Below are 20,339 nucleotides of genomic sequence, written 5' to 3'. Positions count from 1 at the left end.
TTCACACTATCCATTTGTAAAGGAATCGTCTCCGATAATGGTATTTACTAAGCGACCAATTCCTTCGACTTCCGTGACTACAACATCTCCGACTACTGTATCGACAGACCCTTTTGGCGTACCTGTAAGAATGACATCATTTTCGCTCAACGTCATAAAGCTACTTAAATACTCAATAATCGAGGGAATATCAAATATCATATCTGCAGTCGTTCCTTCTTGAACGAGTTGGTTGTTGACATGTGTTGTCAATTTTAGATTCATTGGGTCTGCAATATCTTTCATATCGACAATCCATGGACCAAATGGTGTACATGTATCACGATTTTTCACTCGCAAGTTTGGCCGATAATAGTTTTCTAAATAATCTCTGATAGCGTAATCGTTGGCGACACTGTACCCTTTAACATATTTGTAAGCATCTTCTCTTTTTACACTTCTAGCTGTTTTACCGATTATGACGGCCAATTCACACTCATAGTGCATATAAGTAACATTTGCCGGACGACGGGTATAAGCTTGGTGCCCAATAAACGTATTCGGGCCTTTTAAAAAGACAAGTGGTTCAGAAGGAGCTGAAAAAGCAAGTTCCGCTGCATGATCTGCATAGTTAAGTCCTAACGCAAAAACCGTACGCGGCTCTATCGGAGTAAGCCAGGATACATTGTGCTCCTCAACTATTCGACCATCTTCTAATTTAAGAAACCCTTCCCATTCAATTGCTTCATGGATAGCCCCTCCATATGCAATTCTTGCTCTTCTCATATCGTCCCCCTCCGATTGTTCTCTGTTTCTTCTAAAATAACATTCTCTAAACTACCAATACCTGTAATTTCTATTCGGATTTTATCTCCTACTTGAGCTTGTGGCGCCTCTTCAGGAATTCCTACTAGTAACACGTCGCCTTTACTTAACGTCATAAACTCAGTTACATCCACGAGTAAGCGGGGGACTGTACGAATTAAATTGGATGTTGAACTTTCTTGGCGAAGCTTATCATTAATGAATACTCGAATAATTAAATCATCGGGATTATCCACTTCATGACGATCAATTATCCATGGGCCAATTGGACAAAATCCATCACGTGCATGATGTTGAACTGCTGGACGGAATACACTTTCATGTGGCACGCTTACATCGTTCACAATCGTGTACCCTGCAATATAAGTTAGCGCAGTTTCTTCATCCACTGCGACAGCCTTCTTTCCTATTACTAATCCTAGTGCCGCTCCTATTTCCAGTTTAGTTATCCCTATTGGCATGGGGATTGCTGCTCCATATCGGTTAAAGGTATTTGCCGGTTTAATATAAAGGACAGGGGCGATTGGAGGAGAATTATATGGTTCATTATTGACAGCATCCCCAAGTCTTTCAAGAGCCCCCTTGTAGTTCAGAAGTGTGCCAAAAACTGTCCCCGTAATTGGTGTATCGAATTGTATTTCATTTGCATTAAATTTGTTGTCCTTTATCTTGACTGTATTAGTTTTGGTATTTACTTCTCCGAATACTAATTCACGTTTCCCTAACACTTTCATCTTTGCACTACTCATACGTTTCACCCCTTTAGTTAAGATGAAAATGAAAAAGTTGAATTCTAATAAATTGGCTAATAAAAGCTTGAACATTTCTATCTTCTACTTTTGAATTCTTGAAAATCGTTGAAAAAGGCGACACTCTCGCGGAAAGGGAGCCGTTTCAACGATTTTCTTGCTTATTGGACAACCCCATCTAGCAAAGTCGAATTATATGGAGCTTTTCGTTACCTTCCTAGTTAGTAAGCTATTTTTCCATAATGTAAACAAATATATTTCCCGAGAAATATGATGCGCAAATTATACCGATAATAATGCCTTATCACTAGTTAACTTCTCTCCACGAATGCGTTGGAATTCATCCATTAGTTTAGGAATGGTTAACTTTTTCTTTTCATCAGCTTCTATTTCTAAAATTATCTGACCTTTATCCATCATAATAAGCCTGTTCCCTAAATCTAAAGCTTGTTGCATATTATGCGTGATCATCAACGTTGTAAGCTGATCTTTTTCTACAAGTTTCTTTGTTAAATTTGTAATTAGTTCTGCTCGCGAAGGATCCAGCGCAGCGGTATGCTCATCAAGAAGCAAAATAGATGGTTGGGTAAAAGTTGCCATCAAGAGTGATAGTGCTTGCCTCTCTCCACCAGAAAGCATTCCTACTTTTGCATTCAATCGATTTTCAAGGTTTAAATGAAGCGTCTCAAGCGATGCACGAAAAAACTCACGACGTTTCTTGTCTACACCCTTTTTTAATGACCGTTTTTTGTTTCGTGAATAAGCCATCGCCAGGTTTTCTTCAATCGTCATTGTAGGAGCTGTGCCTGCCATTGGATCTTGAAATACCCTTCCAATCATTTGGGAACGCTGAAATTCCGGTACTCTTGTAACGTCTTTATTCGCAATTTCAATTACACCAAAATCAGGAGAAAGAGCGCCGGAAATCATATTCAGCATAGTCGATTTTCCAGCTCCGTTGCTTCCAATCACAGTCATAAAATCTCCAGGATTTAACTGAAGATTAATTTGATCTAAAGCAATTTTTTCATCAGGAGTCGCTTCATTAAATAATTTATTGACCTGACTGAGCTTTAACAACGGGATTTCCCTCCTTCATTAGCAAATGCTTTTGTTCTACTAACCGTTCCGCATGGCGTTTTGCTTTTCTACTTTTCTCGCGTTTCTTTTCAATAAATTGCGGCAAAATCAATGCTCCAATTACAATAACTGCCGTTATTAATTTCATATCTCCCGTATCGAGAAAATTTACTCGAAGTGCAAGACCAAGTACGATTCGATAAATAATGGCTCCTGCTATTACAGCAAATGTTGTTCGCAGAATTGTTTTCGTTCCAAAAATTGCCTCACCAATAATAACGGAAGCGAGTCCAATAATAATCATCCCAATTCCCATTCCGATGTCAGCAAATTTTGCATACTGAGCGATCAATGCCCCAGAAAATGCTACTAGTGCGTTGGAAAAGCCAAGACCAACAATAATGAGTGTGTCAGTATTAGCAGATAAACTACGAATCATTTTCTTATTGTCGCCAGTAGCTCTTATCGCAAGACCTACTTCGGTTTTCAAAAACCAATCTACGATAAACTTAATGATTAAAACAATAATGATCATGATAATCACTGTACCCCAGGTTGAAGGCAAGTACTGAATTCCTTGATCACCTAAAAAGTTATTAATGGAAGTATCGATGCCTAAAGAACCCCAAAATGATTGGAATTTACTATACATTGTTTCAGCATTTAATAAAGGAATATTAGGACGACCAATGGAATTTGGAGACGTCAGACCCATTATGCGTAAATTTATGGAGTACAGGGCAATCATCATTAAGATTCCAGATAGCAGCGCATTAATTTTTCCTTTTGTATGTAGAAGCCCGGTTACACATCCAGCAATAAAACCGATAACTATAGCTACTGCTGTAGCTATCACTGGGTGATATCCAGTGATAATCATCGTTGCAGCAACCCCAGCTCCTGTTACAAAACTACCGTCCACTGTTAAATCTGGAAAATCTAGCACTCGGAATGAAATATACACCCCAAGTGCCATAATTGCATAGATGATTCCTTGCTCCACAGAGCCAAATACAGCTGCAAACATACAGAATCACCTCCTATTTATTCAACAAGCTCAGCTTTCCATTCATCTTTAATGTCGATTCCTAAAATAGCAGCTGTTTTTTTATTCAAAACCAATTTTAACTTTTGTGGGATTTGAACAGGTAAGTCAGCTGGCTTGCTTTCACCTTTTAATATTTTGACAGCCATTTGCCCTGCTTCGTAGCCAATGTCATAATACTCAAATCCATAAGCTGCTAACCCACCTCGTTTAACAGAGTCAAATTCCCCTACCATCATTGGAATTTTGTTGTCGTTTGCTACTGAAATTACGGATTCAAGAGCGGAAACAACCGTGTTATCTGTAATGATGTACATAGAATCTACTTTTCCAATTAATGACTCAGCGGCTTGTTTCACATCTGCAGATGTAGCAACAGATGCTTCCACAACAGTCATATCCATACCTTTTAACATTTCTTTTACCGCATCTACTTGTGCACGAGAGTTTTGCTCTCCAGAGTTAAACACCATTCCAACTTTTTTTGCTCCTAATTGTTCTTTAAGGAACTTCATCGTATCAGAAATTGCATCAGGATGAGCATCAATTGTACCTGTTACATTACCACCCGGTTTTTCCATTGATTTAACGAGTTCTGCTCCAACTGCATCTGTTACGGATGTGAAAACAATTGGAATATCAGATGTAGCACTTGCAGCAGCTTGAGCACTTGGTGTTGAGTTTGCAAATATTAAATCCACCTTTGCACTGACAAGATTCGTCGCTATCGTTGTGTTAGCACTATTATCCCCTTGAGCGATTTGTGGATCATATTCTGCATCAATTCCTGCATCTTCTAGAGCCTTTTTAAAGCCATCATAAGCAGCATTTAGGGATGGATGTTCTACAATTTGAGTGACGCCTATTTTATATTTCTTTGAGGATGTCGCCTTTTCTCCTCCATCACCACATGCAGCAAGTATTAATGTAGTACTAAAAATAACAGCCATCATTTTTTTCCAAGTGTTCTTCATTTACCTTTCCCCCTCTTAACGTTGTTTTATTTTGTATTTATGTGAATCCAAATTAAAAACAAATTTTAATATTCTGTCTATTTATGATACAGGCGTACGTATTACTTATTCTTTAGTTAAATATTTTACTAGCCTTTCTTTTTAACCGGCGCAGCATGAATTGCTTGTCCGATAAGCCCTTCTACCACTTCCTGTAGTCCTTCGTTGAATCCTGGATGTGCATAGTGTGGAAACTTTATATCTTCTTCTTTCGCAGCCATTTCAAGCAACTGTACAAAGGAGCCTGACATTTCAACTGCTCCCTCTCCAATCATATGAATACCTTGAATGATTTCAGTAGTTGAATCGGAAATAACTTTAATAAACCCATCCTTTTTGCCAGTAATTGTTGCATAACCGTTCCCACCAAGAGCAAATTGACTGACACGAATAGACATCTCAAAGTCACGTGCATTTTGTTCCGTCAGCCCTACCGAGGCAACTGGTGGAATTGTATGCGCGACAACCGGCATAAATGTAAGGTCAACTTCCGTTTGTTCTCCTACGATGGAAGACACAGTAGCTTTTCCTTGCTTAATTGCTTTTACTGCGAGCATTGGACCTTCTGTAACATCTCCAATCGCATATATAGAAGGGATTGATGATTGCATATTTCCATCTATCTTTATGAATCCCTCAACTGTTTGTTCAATCTGGAATCGACTAATTCCTAGAGAATCCAAGTTTGGTTTCCTTGTTCCGGAAACGAATAGATGAGATCCACGAATTGTCTCTTCTTCATTTTTATCCGTTAAAAACGTTATTGATATCTCGTCATCCTTCTCATTAGTTGAAATGAATTCCATCTCTTTATGAACGGTAATTTTACGTTTTTTAAAAACACGATGTAATTCTTTATTAATGGATTCATCGAAAGGAAATCCTTTTTTATCATCTATCACTAAACTAACCTTTGCTCCTAATGCATCAAAACTAGAAGCAGCTTCGAGTGCAATGTAATCTTGACCCCTTACAATAAGATGCTTCGGTATCTCTTCCAATTTAAATAGCTCATGAGGAAAGAGAGTTCTTTTCCCTTTTTCTTTCATAGTAGTTGGTAGAATCGGGGAACTACCTGTTGCGATAATTACTTGTTCAAATTCAAAAATATCGAATTGATGTCCTTTTTCTACCCCGATTTTGTCCACAGCTAGGAAGGTAGCTTTACCTTGTATTAATTCAATTTTGTTTACCTTACATAAACTTTCTACACCAGACCTAAGTTGGTGGATAACTTTCTCTTTATAGGCACTTAGCTTTTGGAAATCCAAAAGGTTATTCGAACTTCCGATACCAAGTTCTTGCAAATGTGCGGCTTCTGAGCGTTTAGCTGCTGCGTGTGTATATACTTTAGAAGGAATGCATCCTTCATTTAAACAAACACCACCCATTTCAGCCTGTTCAATTAGTGTTACGGAAAGACCAAGCTGTGCAGCCCTAATGGCAGCAGTGTATCCGCCTGGTCCTCCTCCAATAATTATGAGTTTTCGTTCCTGACTGATTTCCCCAACAACCATTTTATATCATCTCCATCATTAGTTTGTGGGGTTGTTCAATTAGGCTTGCAAAGCGATTCGTAAACTTAACAGCAGTCGCACCATCCGCAACACGATGGTCAAATGCCATGGACAGCGTCATGATACGACCGATAACAATTTCATCATATTCATTGACGATAGGTTGTTTTTTCGTTTTGTGAAAAGCAATTAGGGCCGTTTCAGGATAATTAATAATTGGGGTTGCACCAGTACTACCTAGTGGTCCAACATTACTCACTGTAAAAGTACTATTTTGCATTTCAAATGGTTGTATCTTCCCTTCGATCGCTCTTTTCGTTAAATCTTTTACTTCACTATTAATCTCTTTAATTGATTTCTTATCAACATCATGGATAACAGGGACGATTAATCCGCTATCCGTGTTTGTTGCGATACCAATATGGTAGTTTTTCTTGAGTAATATCCTACTATTCTCTTCATCTAGTTCTGCGTTGAATATCGGAAAGTCCTTCAATGAAATAACAAGTGCTTTAATAAGAAATGCGGATATGCTCACTGACTCACCAGATGTTTTTAATAGCTCCTTCATTTCAAACAGTTTAGTCATATTTACTTCATCAAAATGAGTGACATGCGGGATTGTAAAAAGTGATTTCGTCATCTTTTCAGCAATCTTTTTTCGAATGCCTCTAAAAGGAATTTCATTAGGAGCTTCTTGAACAATAACCACCTGCTTCACGTCATTTACTTGCTCCTTCTCGGTTTGGAGTCCTTTTAAGAACCGAAAAACATCTTCTTCAGTTATTCTTCCTGAAGGGTCAGCAGCATGAACGTCTTCCAGATTTATATTGTTGTCACGTGCGATTTTTCGTGTATAAGGTGCAGCAAGTACTCGTTTAAAAGAAGTAGGTGCTGCTGCTTTTTCAAGCGGAGGAATCGCCTTTTTCTCTTTAACTTGTTTCATTTCTAACGATGATTTTAGTTCTGGCTGACCACCCCCATCTACTTCAATGTAGAGTAGACTTGTTCCTACTTGGACGATTTCACCAACTTCAATAGGAATTTTTTTCACGATACCTGAGCAGGGCGATGTGAGTTCAGCAACCATTTTATCTGTTTGTACTTCGACAAGAGGCTGATCCGTCATTACTGAATCTCCAACTTTGACTAAGTAATGGATTACTTCCCCTTCCGTCATTCCTTCCCCGACATCATGTAGCTTTACTTCGAGCATCCCATTTCCTCCTTAAAAATTTACCACTTTTTCTATTCCTTCCATGACGCGTGCTTGTGTTGGTAAATAATGTTCTTCTAATGCAAAGAATGGAACCGGAACGTCAAATCCTGTTACACGTTCAATCGGAGCTCGAAGATAGAGGAAAGCGGTATCATTGATAATTGACACGATATCGTTCCCAAGGCCACCAGTATTATGCGCTTCATGGATAATGACTGCTCTAGTTGTCTTCTGCACGGACCCCGCAATAATATCGCGATCTATTGGATACAATGTTCGCAAATCGATAATTTCACAACTAATACCTTTTTTCTCGGCCTGTTCAGCTGCTTTTTCCGCTATTCCAATCATAGCCCCCCAAGCAATTAGAGTTACATCCGTACCATCCCTTACTATTTTTCCTTTACCAATTTCCACCGCATATTTACCAATAGGGACTGCTTCTCTCTTTGCTCGATAGTTTTTCATAGGCTCCAAAACTATCACAGGATCAGGATCTTCCATTGCTGCAATCAACAAACCTTTTGCATCGTATGGATTAGATGGGCAAACAACTTTGATGCCAGGCATATGCGTGAACAAGATTTCTGTACTGTCGGAATGTATTTCTGGAGCACGAATTCCAGCTCCGTATGGTGCTCGTATAACCATAGGCACTGTAAAACGGGACATTGTTCGCATTCGAATTCGTGAGACATGTGTCATAATTTGTTCGTATGCAGGATAAATAAAACCGAGGAACTGAATCTCAGCAACCGGTCTAAAACCATTAACTGCGAGGCCAATTGAAGTACCGATAATCCCTGCTTCTGAAAGCGGTGTATCGACTACTCGATCATCACCAAACACTTCCTGTAGTCCTTCCGTTGCACGAAACACTCCTCCGTTTTTTCCGATATCTTCACCAAGAATGATCGTTCGATCATCCTCTTCTAGCATCAAACGCATACCATCATTAATCGCTTGAATTAACGTCAGCTGCTTTGTCGTCTCGGTTTTTTGATCCGACTCTTTCAATTGTGCCATTCATTAATGCCTCCCTAAATGTGATAGGTACGCTTCTTTTTGTTCAGCGAGATGAGCTGGCATTTCAGCGTATACATGATTGAAAACGTCCTCTACGTTCGGCGGCGGAAATTTCTCCATTTCTTCAACAGCCGCTTCCACTTCACTACTCGTTTTTTCTTTAGTCGCCTCAATCCACTCATCATTCCAGTAACCGTAATTTTTCATAAATAACTCTAATCGTGAAAGAGGATCAACAAAACCCTCCCCTTGTTTTTCAGAACGATACTTCGAAGGATCATCAGCAGTCGTGTGTGCACCTTTTCTCCAAGTAATTGCTTCTATTAAAGTCGGGCCATTTCCATTTCGTGCATAGTCAAATGCTTTCTTCGTTTCAAAATAAACTACAAAGCAATCGTTTCCGTCAATTCTTACCCCTGGCATGCCATAAGCAACTGATTTTTGTGCTATAGTTGCCGAATTCATCTGTTTTTCAATTGGAACGGATATTGCATACCCGTTATTTTGGTTAAAAAAGATGACCGGTACCTTGAATACACTCGCAAAATTCAAGCCTTCATGAAAATCGCCTTCCGAAGTTGCACCATCTCCGAAATAAGCAATTGCTGCATTTTGTGTTCCTCTTCTTTTTTCAGCCCAGGCAGCTCCAACTGCATGGGGAATTTGAGTCGCAATAGGAACAGCTGGTGGGAAAATATTTCTATTAGGCGGAGCTACACACCCCTCCACTCTGCCATTCCAATATAAAAACGTTTGAACCATACTTTTTCCAAACGTTATTGTCGCACCATGATCTCGATAAGTCGGGAATACCCAATCGTCAGCATTTAACGCAAGTGAGCTCCCAACTTGAGCTGCTTCCTGCCCTTCAAAAGGCGCATAAGTTCCAAGCCGTCCTTGTCTTTGCAAGTTAATCGCTTTTCTATCAAAAGTACGGACCCGTAACATGTGATAGTAAAGGTCTTTAACTAATTGCTCATCTATCTGTTTTTCATAGCTCGCATCCACAAGAAAGCCCTTATCATCTATTATTCTTTTAATAGGATAGTTATGTTCCACTTAACTGCCTCCAATCAGGATAGTTTATTAAACGACCATTTTGGTTTTTTCGGTGCTGAATAAAAACTATTCCGTTTTCTTCGACTTTCTATTCGTTTCTCACACATAGCATTCGCCGATTCCTCAGTTGTTTTTCCACTACTCGCAGCATCCTTATACACTTCCAGAATTGCATCATATATATGTTTAGTTTTTGCTAATACACGTTCCTGATTAATACCATACAATTCATCTGCTACCTGAATGAGCCCCCCAGAATTTACGATGTAGTCCGGTGCATATAAAATCCCTTTATCACGTAACAGCTTGCCGTGTCTATCATCTAATAATTGATTATTAGCGGATCCTACAATCGCTTTAACTTTAAACTTAGGGATTGTAGTATCGTTAATAATCCCACCAAATGCACAAGGAACGAATATATCTGCTTCTTGTGAATAAATGTCATCATTTGCAACAATTTGTACTTTTCCCGGTGTTTTTGCTGCTACCTCCTCAATTGCCTTCAGACTTTCTTCGTTAATATCTGTCACGTAGATGTGAGCACCAGCTTCAAGCAATCCACTTGCTACTTTGAATCCAACCTTTCCTAGGCCTTGAATCGCATAAGTATGTTGCCCCAATTCGTCACTTCCATATAGCAACTGATTAGTTGCTTTTATACCGTACAAAACACCTGCTGCTGTTGGTATAGAAGAATCACCACCTCCTCCATATACCTCTGGAAGACCGTTGACGAAATTCGTTTCTTTCATTGCATGAATGAAATCGTCCATCGTCGTACCCATATCCGTTCCTGTATAAAAGCGGCCACCTAGTGAGTTTACAAATTGACCAAACGCGCGAAATAATTCCGGAGATTTATCTGTTTTAGGATCACCGATAATAACTGCTTTTCCACCACCGAAATCTACGTCTGCTGCTGCACATTTGTACGTCATTCCTTTTGAAAGACGCAAAGCATCTTCCAACGCCTCTTCCACGCTGTTATAAGGTTGCATACGACATCCACCAAGTGCCGGTCCAAGCGTTGTGTCGTGGATTGCAATTATTGCACGCAAGCCAGTGGATGGATCATTACAAAAAACCACCTGTTCATGCTTAGCCATCTTATCGAATAGATCAAATTCTTTTGTCATTGAAAATTTATCTGCCATTATCATCTCTTAAGCCCCCTCGGCGATTAGTTCTTAACTAAATTAATTTCTTTTTCTTAGGAAATAAAGAAGCATTTTTCAGTTTTTCAGCGATCATTTTTTTCGGTAAAATTACTTGCTTTACTTCACCTTTTCCGATGATACCGTTGTGATTTGATGCAGTCACTTTGGTCAGTACTACATTGTCAAACAGTCCCTCTAAGGTTGCAGTTAGTGTAACTATGGAACCGAGCGGGGAGGGCGCTAGATGGTTTAGTTTAACCGATGCTCCCATTCCCTCTTCATCGTCTTCCAAAAATGGTAGAATGATTTTTCTAGAAACCCACTCCATATGATATGTCATAGCTACTGTTGAATAGACAGGATGCACAACTTCTCCTTCAAATGAAGCAAACATATCCTTGGTTACAATTATTTCTATTGTCTCTTCTCTACCTAATTCCATCCCCCGCCTCATCATTTCACCTCTATTTACTATATGGTAGATTGTTAATAAAACAGAATGGTGTTTCGGCAATTTAATACACACAAAAAGTTGTAAACGCTTACATAATTAGCGACAAGTCTACTTCGCATAACAGTATTATAACGTAATAGTATCAATCCGTAATACGATAGTCAATACAATAATCAGAAAAATCTATGTATTTCGAATTAGATATTTGTAAGTTTAACTAAAAACAGAGTAAAAATTCTTTTGAAGAGTCATTCGATGAAACAGTGGATACACTATATTTCAATTCATATCCACTTACTGTAATGTTGGGCGGATGTTTATCCCACTCTCTCTACAAGTGTTTAAAGGCATGATACATATGGTTTTGATGAGCGATAAACCCTTCCCTACTAATTAAAAAGCATCCGAAGATACAATTTCGGATGCTCTGTGCTTTTCTAATATAAATAAAGACCGGTGTATGCTATTTGACTAGTAACCTCTTTAATTCTTCCGAGGATTTATTCATTCGGTTTTCTGCTTCCTTCATCATTTCATCGATTAATTCTTTTACTGTTGGAATGTCTTCAATAAGGCCTGCGATTTGACCACTATTAATAAAACCATTCTCCATATCGCCGTCAATCGCACCTTTAATATGTTGTTTTTCCGATGTCATTTCACTATATTGCTCTATTGTCATTCCCATTTTATCTAACTCATCCAGCTTCATCGCATATGGAGTCTTTAATATTCTTCTTAAGCGTCCTACACTTCTTCCAATAATCAAAGTTTCTGTATCACTTGCTGCCACTAGGTTTTGCTTGTACACATTGTGAAAAGGTGCTTCCTTTGTTGCAATTAAACGAGTACCAATTTGTACACCACTAGCACCTAGCATAAGTGCAGCAGCCAATCCATTACCGTCACCAATTCCTCCCGCTGCTATTACAGGAATTTTTACATGCTTCACTATTTGTGGTATGAGCGTGAATGTCGTTAACTCTAGGTTTGAGTTGATGCCCGCTGCTTCAAACCCTTCTGCAACAAGTATATCAGCACCAGCTTGTTCCGCTTTTTGTGCATGCTTTACAGAGGCTACTAATGCTATAACTGTTACACCATGTTCATGCAGTAGAGGAATATAAGGAACTGGATTTCCCGCTGATAATGAAACAATCGGTATTTTATACTTGATAACAAGATTAATCAGTTCATTTACAAAAGGCGAAACACTAATTGCAATGTTTATGGCAAAGTTCTTATTTGTTCGCTGCTTCGTTTCGAGTATTATTTTCTCTACTTCCATTGGTGACATGGTCCCACAACCTATTGTTCCAAGACCTCCAGCTTCTGATACAGCTGCTGTGAGTTGCGCATTGCTAATATTGCCCATTCCACCTTGAATAATTGGATAGTTAATTTTTAGCTTTTCACATACATATATCATTTTTTTACCACCTCTCAACAAATATGTTATATTAAAATTAATAGAATAACAATTCCGATAATTTTAAAAGCGAGGAGAAAATTTATGATTATTTCGTATAGAGGGAAAAAACCGAAGTTAGATCCGACTGTTTTTGTTGCACCAGGGGCCAAAATTATTGGAGAAATTGAAATTGGAGAAGAGTCTACAATTTGGTTTAATGCGGTTCTACGAGGTGATGAAGGATTAATTTCAATAGGTAAAAGATGTAGCATTCAGGACAATTCAACCATACATTTATATGAGGACGCGCCAGTTGTAGTACAAGATGAAGTTACTGTTGGACACAATGTCATCCTACATGGTTGCAAGGTTGGAAAACGCTCAATTATTGGAATGGGTTCTACCATTCTGGATCATGCGGAAATTGGGGAAGAGTGCATAATAGGTGCCAATACATTAATACCACCAGGAAAGAAAATTCCTCCCCGATCACTAGTCGTCGGTTCACCAGGAAAAGTGGTTAGAGGATTGAACGAAAAGGATTTCGAGATTATCCAACTATCGATTAATACTTATGTTCAAAAAGGGTATGACTATAGAGAAATTTTTCAAAACGGTGAAAACAATAAAGAATAAACACTTGCTATAGTATAGCAGCAGCCAAGAATCAAATCTTGGCTGCATTTTCTATTTGCCCGGTAATATAAAGGGTAAAACTGGAAAAGGGCAACCATTGGCATGATGAAAGCAACCACTACTACACGAAGAGCAACAGATTCATTTATGAAAGCAACCAGTCTCTTCATGGAAGCAACCACTTAGCAAATAATAAGAGATAACTTGTGAGACTTGACAGCTTTTAAACATGTCGTTGAAAGGTGTTAATCCATAAGAAGTGGATGATCATCTGCATCATATCCTTTGTCTTTCCGACGCATATCATTATCTTCTTGGAATACTTCTTCAAAAAATTTGCTTGCAGACTGTGCCAACAATTTATAATATTGTTCAAATAATAGAGCTGCATGGTTGCCACTCCAAATTTCTGGGAGTAATTCTTTCGGAAGCCCAGGATCAGTAAAGAGAAATTTTCGGTATTCGTGAACGAGATTAGTCCGTTCCACAAAACACTCTGCATCTGTCATCCGTCCATCGTTTATCATACTTTGATGGACAATATATTGTTCACTATAGGTCGAAATAAATTCTTTATACTTCCCATCGATTTCTTGAAGTGGCCAGCTTTTTTCAACAAGCTCTCTGTTTGCTTGCGGTCCTTTGTATTCCGATACGAAGAAATCTACATAAGTTTGTATATCATATTTTTTTATAAGAAATTGTACTTCTTTTTCAAGATTATTCGGAGAAATCCAGCACCCATTGGAAAAGCTACCAAATCCGCTCCATAAAAGCTCTTTGCGCAGTTCATCTCGGATTTGTCTTTTTTCTTCCGGAATAGTATACATAAGCATACGCCACTTACCATCCCAATCGTTTGGCATCAGTTTAAAAATCCGAATAGCAGCTTCTTCCATCCGTGCTTCTCCGCGTTCAGTCAGAAAGTAATAACTCTTATTTCCTTTTTTCTCGGATTCGAGCCACCCTTGTTTCATCATTCTTGATACAGCTACCCGCACCGACTGTTCATTATGGCCAAATTCCTTCAATAATCGGATTAAGCTCCCAATCCATATTTTGTTGCCGTAATGGCGGATATAATCTCCGTATATTGTAAATATCATTGATTGTGTGTTTGACATATAGACTCACTCTTTCTTTTTTCCTACCTAACAATATATCACGCTTCTTTTCGTCTTTCATTATTTTGTTATAAGAAATTAAACACCCCTACATTTAGTATAATTCGATTTTGTAAGTTGTGGTTGTCCAATAAATAAGAAAATCGTTGAAACGGCTCCCTTTCCGCGGGCGTTGCCTTTATCAACGATTTTCTAGAATGAATAAAATAGTAGTGAAAATATTAGGAAATTCACCTCTACTTTTTTGCTTTTATGAAAACCACATAACAAGCTTTTCGAGAGACTAAATAATGGTAGTGGCAAAATTTCCAACCAAGAAACCCTTAACTTAATACCCGGCGCTTTTTATCTGTTTAAAAACAACTCTTGAGTACAGTACACTGATTACTTCCCAATAAAGATTGGTTTTCTTTTCTCACTGAATGCGTGTAATGCTTCCATTCGATCTTCTGTTGGAATTGTTAATTCGTATGCCTTAGATTCAATTGCGAGTCCCGTTTGCAAATCGGTATTCATACCTTGCGTAATTGCATATTTTGCTTGCTTAATCGCCACAGGACCATTTCCCATCATTTCATAGGCAAGTTGTTCACAAACCGCAAGAAGGTTTTCTTTCTTCGCAGTTTTCAAAACTACCCCAAGGTGAACTCCTTCTTCTGCTGTGAATTTCCTTGAAGTGAAGATTAGTTCTTTCGCTTTCATTTCCCCAACTAGCCTTGGAAGTCGTTGCGTCCCGCCCGCACCTGGAATGATAGCCCAACTCGTTTCCGTTAGACCCATTATCACTCCTTCAATTGCAATGGAAAAGTCACATGCAATCATTAATTCAAAACCACCACCGAATGCATATCCATTTACAGCAGCAATCGTCGGCTGTGGGAGACTTGCAATACTGTTGAATACATCCCGAATCGCTTTCACATTTCTTCGTACTTCAGTTTCCTTTAATGTTTTTCGCTCTTTTAAATCCGCGCCTGCACTAAATGATTTGTCACCTGCTCCAGTAAAAATGACTACCCTTACTTCCGCATCAAGTGAAATCGCATCTACCACTTTTTGAAGCTCATGCAATGTTTCATAATTAAAACAGTTCAATGCTTCTTCACGATTAATAGTGACATACGCAATATTGTTTTCTTTTTTAAGTAAAATAGTTGTCATTGTGTCCTCTCCTTTTCAGTAAGAAAAACGGAAGTGTCCTTTATGTGCATCTTGTCTTTACGTTTCCATGGTACTTTGGACGAAACATTGGCTACACTATTTATTTACGTTAGGTTTAATGGAAGGTGAAGAGACAAGATGCATTAGGTTTGGTTTATCAGAGATAAGATGCTTTCCTACTCTTTTAAAAGCGGACGAAGATAACAATTTCGTCCGCTCAGCACTTCTTTATCGATAGATGCTATCTATTTTTCAGTTTCCACTAACGCTAATTATCTGCTTTACTGTTTCGTGTAAACAGTAATCGGTAAAACTAAAAACATATAGGAAATAGTTCGTAAGTAGTCACCATTTAAAAGCGCTTCAAGTCGTTATAAATACTAGATTCCTAGTATATCAACTTCATATTGAAGAGATTCAACTTCTTATTCAGGTATATGTTCAAAAATCGTTGCAATTCCCTGTCCGACACCGATGCACATCGTGGCTAATCCGAATTGAACGCCTTTTTTCTTCATTTCATATAAAAGTGTTGTAACAATGCGAGCACCACTTGCACCTAAAGGGTGTCCAAATGCGATTGCTCCTCCATTGACATTTACTTTTTCAGTATCTAAGTCTAACTGGCGTATGCACTCCAATGATTGGGAAGCAAATGCTTCATTCAATTCAACGAGTCCGATGTCTTTAGTTGACAACCCAGCACGATCCAAAGCTTTTCTAGAAGCAAAAATTGGGCCTAGTCCCATAACAGAAGGTTCAAGTCCTGCAGTCGCTCCCGTAACATATTTTGCTAATGGTTTTAAATTCAATTCTTCCGCTTTTTCGGCACTCATCAGTAGTAAAGCAGCTGCACCGTCATTTACGCCCGAAGCGTTGCCTGCCGTAACTGTGCCTCCTTCAAATAATGGTTTTAGTTTACCAAGCTTTTCAAGCGTAGTATCAGGGCGTGGATGTTCATCTTTATCTACAATGATTTCATTGCCTTTTCGGTCTTTATAGATAACAGGAACAATTTCTTCAGCAAATTGATTTTCTTCTATTGCTTTTTTAGCACGTTGCTGACTTTCGTAAGCAAATAAATCCTGATCTTGCCGGGTTATCTGATACCTCTGTGCAACATTTTCTGCTGTTTGCGGCATCGTGTCTACGCCGTACATTTCTTTTAGTTTTTTATTTGTAAAACGCCAGCCAATCGTCGTATCTTGCAGTTCTATATTGCCACGTGGAAATTCTTTATCTGGCTTTGCCATAACAAGTGGGGCACGAGTCATACTTTCAGTGCCACCTGCAATGTAAATATCCCCTTCGCCGACTGCAATTGCTCTAGCTGCGTACATGATAGCGTCAAGTCCCGACCCGCACAGGCGGTTAATAGTCGTACCTGCGACTTCGACTGGTAAGCCAGCTAACAATCCAGACATTCGTGCAACGTTCCGATTATCTTCACCCGCTTGATTTGCATTTCCAAAAACAACTTCTTCAATTTTTTTGGGGGAAATCTTAGGATTTCGATCAACAAGTGCTTTAATAACAACAGCTCCCAAATCATCTGGTCGGACATCTTTTAATACACCATTATATCTTCCGATAGGCGTGCGGACAGCATCTACTATGACAACTTCTCTCATTTCGTCACCAACTCTTCACCAGTTGTATAGTCGTATACACCTTTACCAGTCTTTCTTCCAAGCCGCCCCGCTTTGACATATTGCTCTAGAAGAGGTGCTGGACGATACTTCTCCCCTAGCTTTTCGTGTAAATATTTCAAGTTATTCAACCGAGTATCCAGTCCGACTAGATCTACGAGTTCGAATGGGCCCATTGGATAATTTAGTCCTAGCTTAATCGCTTTATCAATTTCTTCCGGTGTGCCTAGCCCTTCTTGAAGCATATAGAATGCTTCATTACCAACTAGTGCACTTATCCGGCTCGTTACGAACCCAGGAAATTCATTTATGACGACAGTTTCTTTACCCATCTTTACCGCTACTTCTCTAATGACTTCTGCCGTTTCATTACTCGTTTCTAATCCCCGAACAATTTCGACAAGAGGCATTTTATGTACAGGGTTAAAAAAGTGCATTGCTATTGTTTTTTCAGGGCGTTTACCAAATGAAGCAATTTCTGTTGGACTCATAGTTGAAGTATTCGTAGCAAAATAACAATGAGCTGGAGCATATTCTTCTATTATTTCAAACACTTGTTTTTTAATTTCCGTCTTTTCAGGAACTGCTTCAATAATTAAGTCAGCAATACTAGACGCTTTTCCAAGGTCGCTTTCATAACTCAAATTTTTACGTGATTGTTCCGCTTGTTTAGAGGAAATTTTTCCAAGCTTAACACCTTTTTCAAAAATACTATCTATTTCTTGTTTCGCATTTTGTAATGCAGAATCATTATTATCTACGAGGGTCACAGCATATCCACCAACTGCTCCTACATAAGCAATTCCTCTCCCCATCACACCTGAACCTATGATCACAATATGGTTAATCATCGTTATCCTCCTTTGATATGAAAGAAGACGGACAGGGTTTTTAACAATCCCTGTCCGTAATCCTACTCTATTTTTACAGTCCGAACGGATTTAGTGGACGACTGCCATAGTATGCTAAAATACTCTTCGTTTCAGAGTAGAGATCTAGTGTCTCGATACATAACTCGCGTCCGAATCCAGATTGCTTGTAGCCACCAAATGGCGTCCCAGGGAATGCTGAAAATGGACAGTTTACCATAACAATTCCTGCCTGGATTTGATTTGCGACACGTGTTGCACGTGCACCATCTTTGGACCATATGGCTGAACCTAACCCAAACTCAGTATCGTTCGCTAGTCGTATAGCTTCTTTTTCATCTTTAAATTTCATCACAACGACAACAGGACCGAAAATTTCTTCTTTAACAACCGTCATATTGTGATCTACGTTGCCAATAATCGTCGGCTCATACCAGAATCCATTTTCGTATCCTTCTGGCTTTGCAACATTACCGCCAACAAGAATTTCTGCTCCTTCTTTTCTAGCAGATTGGACGTAACCATCTATTGTATCCAGTTGACCTTGATCTATAATTGCGCCGACATGAGTACCTTTATCAAATGGATTTCCTAGCTGTAGCTTTTTCGTTTTTTCAACAAACTTGCTCATAAATTCATCGTAAATGTCTTCGTGAACATATAAACGAGAACGGGCTTCACATGATTGACCCGAGTTGTAGAAAATACCAAATAAAGAGCCATCTACTGCAGCTTCAATATCAGCATCTTCAAATACGAGGTTCGGTGATTTTCCACCAAGCTCAAGTGTAACCCGTTTTAGCGTTTGAGATGCCTTACCCATAATATCTTTCCCAATAGGAGTTGAACCAGTGAATGCAACCTTATCAACTTGTGGATGCTCCACTAAAAAATTCCCAATGTCAGATCCCGAGCCTGGAAGGACATTTACTACGCCTGCAGGGACACCTGCTTCAAGGCAAATTTCCCCAAGAATAATAGCAGTAAGTGGAGTAAGTGATGCCGGTTTTACAATTACAGAACAACCAACTGCAATCGCAGGAGCTACTTTCCATGCTGCCATCATGAGTGGGTAATTCCATGGTATGATTTGCGCGCAAACACCAACAGGCTCCTTCTCCGTGTAGTTGTGGAATTGTCCTGGGACATTGTTAACTGTTCCTCGGTGGCCAACAATTGCACCAGCATAAAACTCAAAATCCTCAATTGCTTGTGAAACTTGACCTTGCGCTGCGTGAAGAGATTTACCAGTATCAAGAATTTCCAATTCAACAAGTTCATTGAAACGAGCACGCATTATTGCTGCAATTTTATTCAATACTTGCGCACGTCGACCAATTGTAGACTTTTTCCACTTGCCATTATCAAACGCATCACGAGCAGCTGCAACAGCTTTTTCAGCATCTTCTTTTGAAGCTTTTGCAACTTCCGCTACGAGTTCACCTGTTGCCGGATTAAATGTCTTTATCGTTTCACCTGTGCTGCTTTTTACTTTTTCTCCGTTAATAATCAAATGATAAAATTCTCGTTTCATCGCTTCTTGCTCCATTTTACTTTCACCAATTGTTGTCATGTGCTCAGCTCTCCTTATTTTCCTGAAAAAACAGGTTTTCTTTTTTCCATAAATGCACGGACACCTTCTCGGTGATCATTTGTCAGACCAGCAATTCGCTGCCCTTGTGCTTCTTGCTCCAAGTAGTCTTCAAAAGAAAGTTCCGTAACCGCTTTCAGGGACCGTTTGATTAATCCGATTGCTTTTGTTGGTTGAGAAGCGAGGCTTGCTGCAAATGCGGAAACGCCTTCTTGCCAAGTCTCCAATGAAATTAGTCGATTCGCTAGACCAATTGCTACTGCATCAGCAGCTGTCACTTTTTCTCCCAAGATAGATAGTTCCGCAGCTTTAGACTGGCCAACTAACTGTGTTAAATAATAAAGATTACCCGAATCTGGAATGAGGCCAACATGTATAAAAGCGTTCAAAAAGCTGGCACGTTCCGAAACAAGTCGGAAGTCACAAGCGAGCGCTAGGCTGAATCCTGCTCCGGCAGCTACCCCATTTACCGCTGCGACAATTGGCTTTTCACATTGTCTAATTTGCTTTATCATCGGTCCGTAGTAGTCTCTTAACACTTGACCGTGATCCATATTCTCATCGACTTCTGCTAAATCCTGACCAGAACAAAATGCACGTCCTTCGCCTGAAATGACAATACAACGAACTTGTTCATCAAACGTAGCGGCTTTGATTGCGTCTTTCACTTCCCGATTCATTTGTGCGATAAATGCATTCAATTTGTCCGGTCTATTTAAATAAAGCCATGCAATACCGTCTTTAACGTCATAACGGATCGTTTCAAACACAT

19 protein-coding genes are annotated in these 20,339 nt (G+C 39.2%); 1 reads left to right on the top strand and 18 read right to left on the bottom strand.

Annotated elements, in window-relative coordinates; translation table 11 throughout:
• Positions 1-6: 6 nt before the first annotated feature.
• From ACTSKG_RS14205 to ACTSKG_RS14150, 12 genes are all read right to left on the bottom strand, one after another.
• Positions 7-765: a fumarylacetoacetate hydrolase family protein gene (locus tag ACTSKG_RS14205; protein WP_464755212.1), complete on the bottom strand. Its 759-nt coding sequence runs from the start codon at positions 763-765 to the stop codon at positions 7-9.
• Positions 762-1,553, bottom strand: a complete 792-nt coding sequence (locus ACTSKG_RS14200) for a fumarylacetoacetate hydrolase family protein (RefSeq protein WP_464755211.1) — start codon at positions 1,551-1,553, stop codon at positions 762-764. Before ACTSKG_RS14200 ends, ACTSKG_RS14205 begins: the two co-directional genes overlap by 4 nt.
• 282 nt (positions 1,554-1,835) lie before the next feature.
• Complete coding sequence (locus tag ACTSKG_RS14195; RefSeq protein ID WP_464755210.1) at positions 1,836-2,633, bottom strand: ABC transporter ATP-binding protein; 798 nt, start codon at positions 2,631-2,633, stop codon at positions 1,836-1,838.
• Positions 2,608-3,660 carry an ABC transporter permease gene (locus ACTSKG_RS14190; protein WP_464755209.1) on the bottom strand — a complete coding sequence of 351 codons (1,053 nt, stop codon included), beginning with the start codon at positions 3,658-3,660 and terminating at the stop codon, positions 2,608-2,610. The genes ACTSKG_RS14195 and ACTSKG_RS14190 overlap by 26 nt, the downstream gene beginning before the upstream one ends.
• Positions 3,661-3,677: 17 nt before the next feature.
• A complete protein-coding gene (locus ACTSKG_RS14185) occupies positions 3,678-4,652 on the bottom strand; it encodes an ABC transporter substrate-binding protein (RefSeq protein WP_464755208.1) in 975 nt (324 codons plus the stop codon).
• Positions 4,653-4,780: 128 nt separating this feature from the next.
• Complete coding sequence (locus ACTSKG_RS14180) at positions 4,781-6,208, bottom strand: dihydrolipoyl dehydrogenase family protein (RefSeq protein WP_464755207.1); 1,428 nt, start codon at positions 6,206-6,208, stop codon at positions 4,781-4,783.
• Position 6,209: 1 nt separating this feature from the next.
• The gene (locus ACTSKG_RS14175) at positions 6,210-7,424 is read right to left on the bottom strand and encodes a dihydrolipoamide acetyltransferase family protein (protein ID WP_464755206.1); all 1,215 of its coding nucleotides are present in this window, start codon (positions 7,422-7,424) and stop codon (positions 6,210-6,212) included.
• 12 nt (positions 7,425-7,436) lie between these two features.
• A complete protein-coding gene (locus ACTSKG_RS14170) occupies positions 7,437-8,453 on the bottom strand; it encodes an alpha-ketoacid dehydrogenase subunit beta (protein WP_464755205.1) in 1,017 nt (338 codons plus the stop codon).
• A gap of 3 nt (positions 8,454-8,456) precedes the next feature.
• A complete protein-coding gene (pdhA, locus tag ACTSKG_RS14165) occupies positions 8,457-9,512 on the bottom strand; it encodes a pyruvate dehydrogenase (acetyl-transferring) E1 component subunit alpha (RefSeq protein ID WP_464755204.1) in 1,056 nt (351 codons plus the stop codon).
• A gap of 14 nt (positions 9,513-9,526) precedes the next feature.
• A complete protein-coding gene (locus ACTSKG_RS14160) occupies positions 9,527-10,675 on the bottom strand; it encodes a Leu/Phe/Val dehydrogenase (RefSeq protein ID WP_464755203.1) in 1,149 nt (382 codons plus the stop codon).
• Positions 10,676-10,706: 31 nt separating this feature from the next.
• Entirely contained in the window at positions 10,707-11,126 is a 420-nt protein-coding gene (locus tag ACTSKG_RS14155) for a thioesterase family protein (protein WP_464755202.1), read from the bottom strand.
• A 463-nt stretch (positions 11,127-11,589) separates the two neighbouring features.
• A complete protein-coding gene (locus tag ACTSKG_RS14150; RefSeq protein ID WP_464755201.1) occupies positions 11,590-12,555 on the bottom strand; it encodes an NAD(P)H-dependent flavin oxidoreductase in 966 nt (321 codons plus the stop codon).
• 84 nt (positions 12,556-12,639) lie between these two features.
• On the opposite strand from ACTSKG_RS14150, the gene ACTSKG_RS14145 reads away from it, so the two are divergent.
• Positions 12,640-13,173 (top strand): gamma carbonic anhydrase family protein, encoded by a 534-nt coding sequence (locus ACTSKG_RS14145; protein WP_464755200.1) that lies wholly within the window; start codon positions 12,640-12,642, stop codon positions 13,171-13,173.
• 245 nt (positions 13,174-13,418) lie between these two features.
• Here ACTSKG_RS14145 and paaX read toward each other — a convergent pair whose 3' ends face one another.
• From paaX to ACTSKG_RS14115, 6 genes are all read right to left on the bottom strand, one after another.
• Complete coding sequence (gene paaX, locus ACTSKG_RS14140; RefSeq protein ID WP_464755199.1) at positions 13,419-14,297, bottom strand: phenylacetic acid degradation operon negative regulatory protein PaaX; 879 nt, start codon at positions 14,295-14,297, stop codon at positions 13,419-13,421.
• 384 nt (positions 14,298-14,681) lie between these two features.
• Entirely contained in the window at positions 14,682-15,458 is a 777-nt protein-coding gene (locus tag ACTSKG_RS14135) for an enoyl-CoA hydratase-related protein (protein WP_464755197.1), read from the bottom strand.
• 425 nt (positions 15,459-15,883) lie between these two features.
• Entirely contained in the window at positions 15,884-17,089 is a 1,206-nt protein-coding gene (locus tag ACTSKG_RS14130) for an acetyl-CoA C-acyltransferase (protein ID WP_464755196.1), read from the bottom strand.
• Positions 17,086-17,958, bottom strand: coding sequence for a 3-hydroxyacyl-CoA dehydrogenase (locus ACTSKG_RS14125; RefSeq protein WP_464755195.1), 873 nt, complete (start codon positions 17,956-17,958; stop codon positions 17,086-17,088). Before ACTSKG_RS14125 ends, ACTSKG_RS14130 begins: the two co-directional genes overlap by 4 nt.
• A gap of 73 nt (positions 17,959-18,031) precedes the next feature.
• Positions 18,032-19,549: an aldehyde dehydrogenase family protein gene (locus tag ACTSKG_RS14120; protein ID WP_464755194.1), complete on the bottom strand. Its 1,518-nt coding sequence runs from the start codon at positions 19,547-19,549 to the stop codon at positions 18,032-18,034.
• A gap of 14 nt (positions 19,550-19,563) precedes the next feature.
• Positions 19,564-20,337 carry an enoyl-CoA hydratase-related protein gene (locus ACTSKG_RS14115; RefSeq protein ID WP_464755193.1) on the bottom strand — a complete coding sequence of 258 codons (774 nt, stop codon included), beginning with the start codon at positions 20,335-20,337 and terminating at the stop codon, positions 19,564-19,566.
• Positions 20,338-20,339 lie beyond the last annotated feature (2 nt).

Source organism: Psychrobacillus syltrankelensis (genome assembly GCF_055454035.1).
This window is presented reverse-complemented; position numbering and strand designations above follow the sequence as displayed.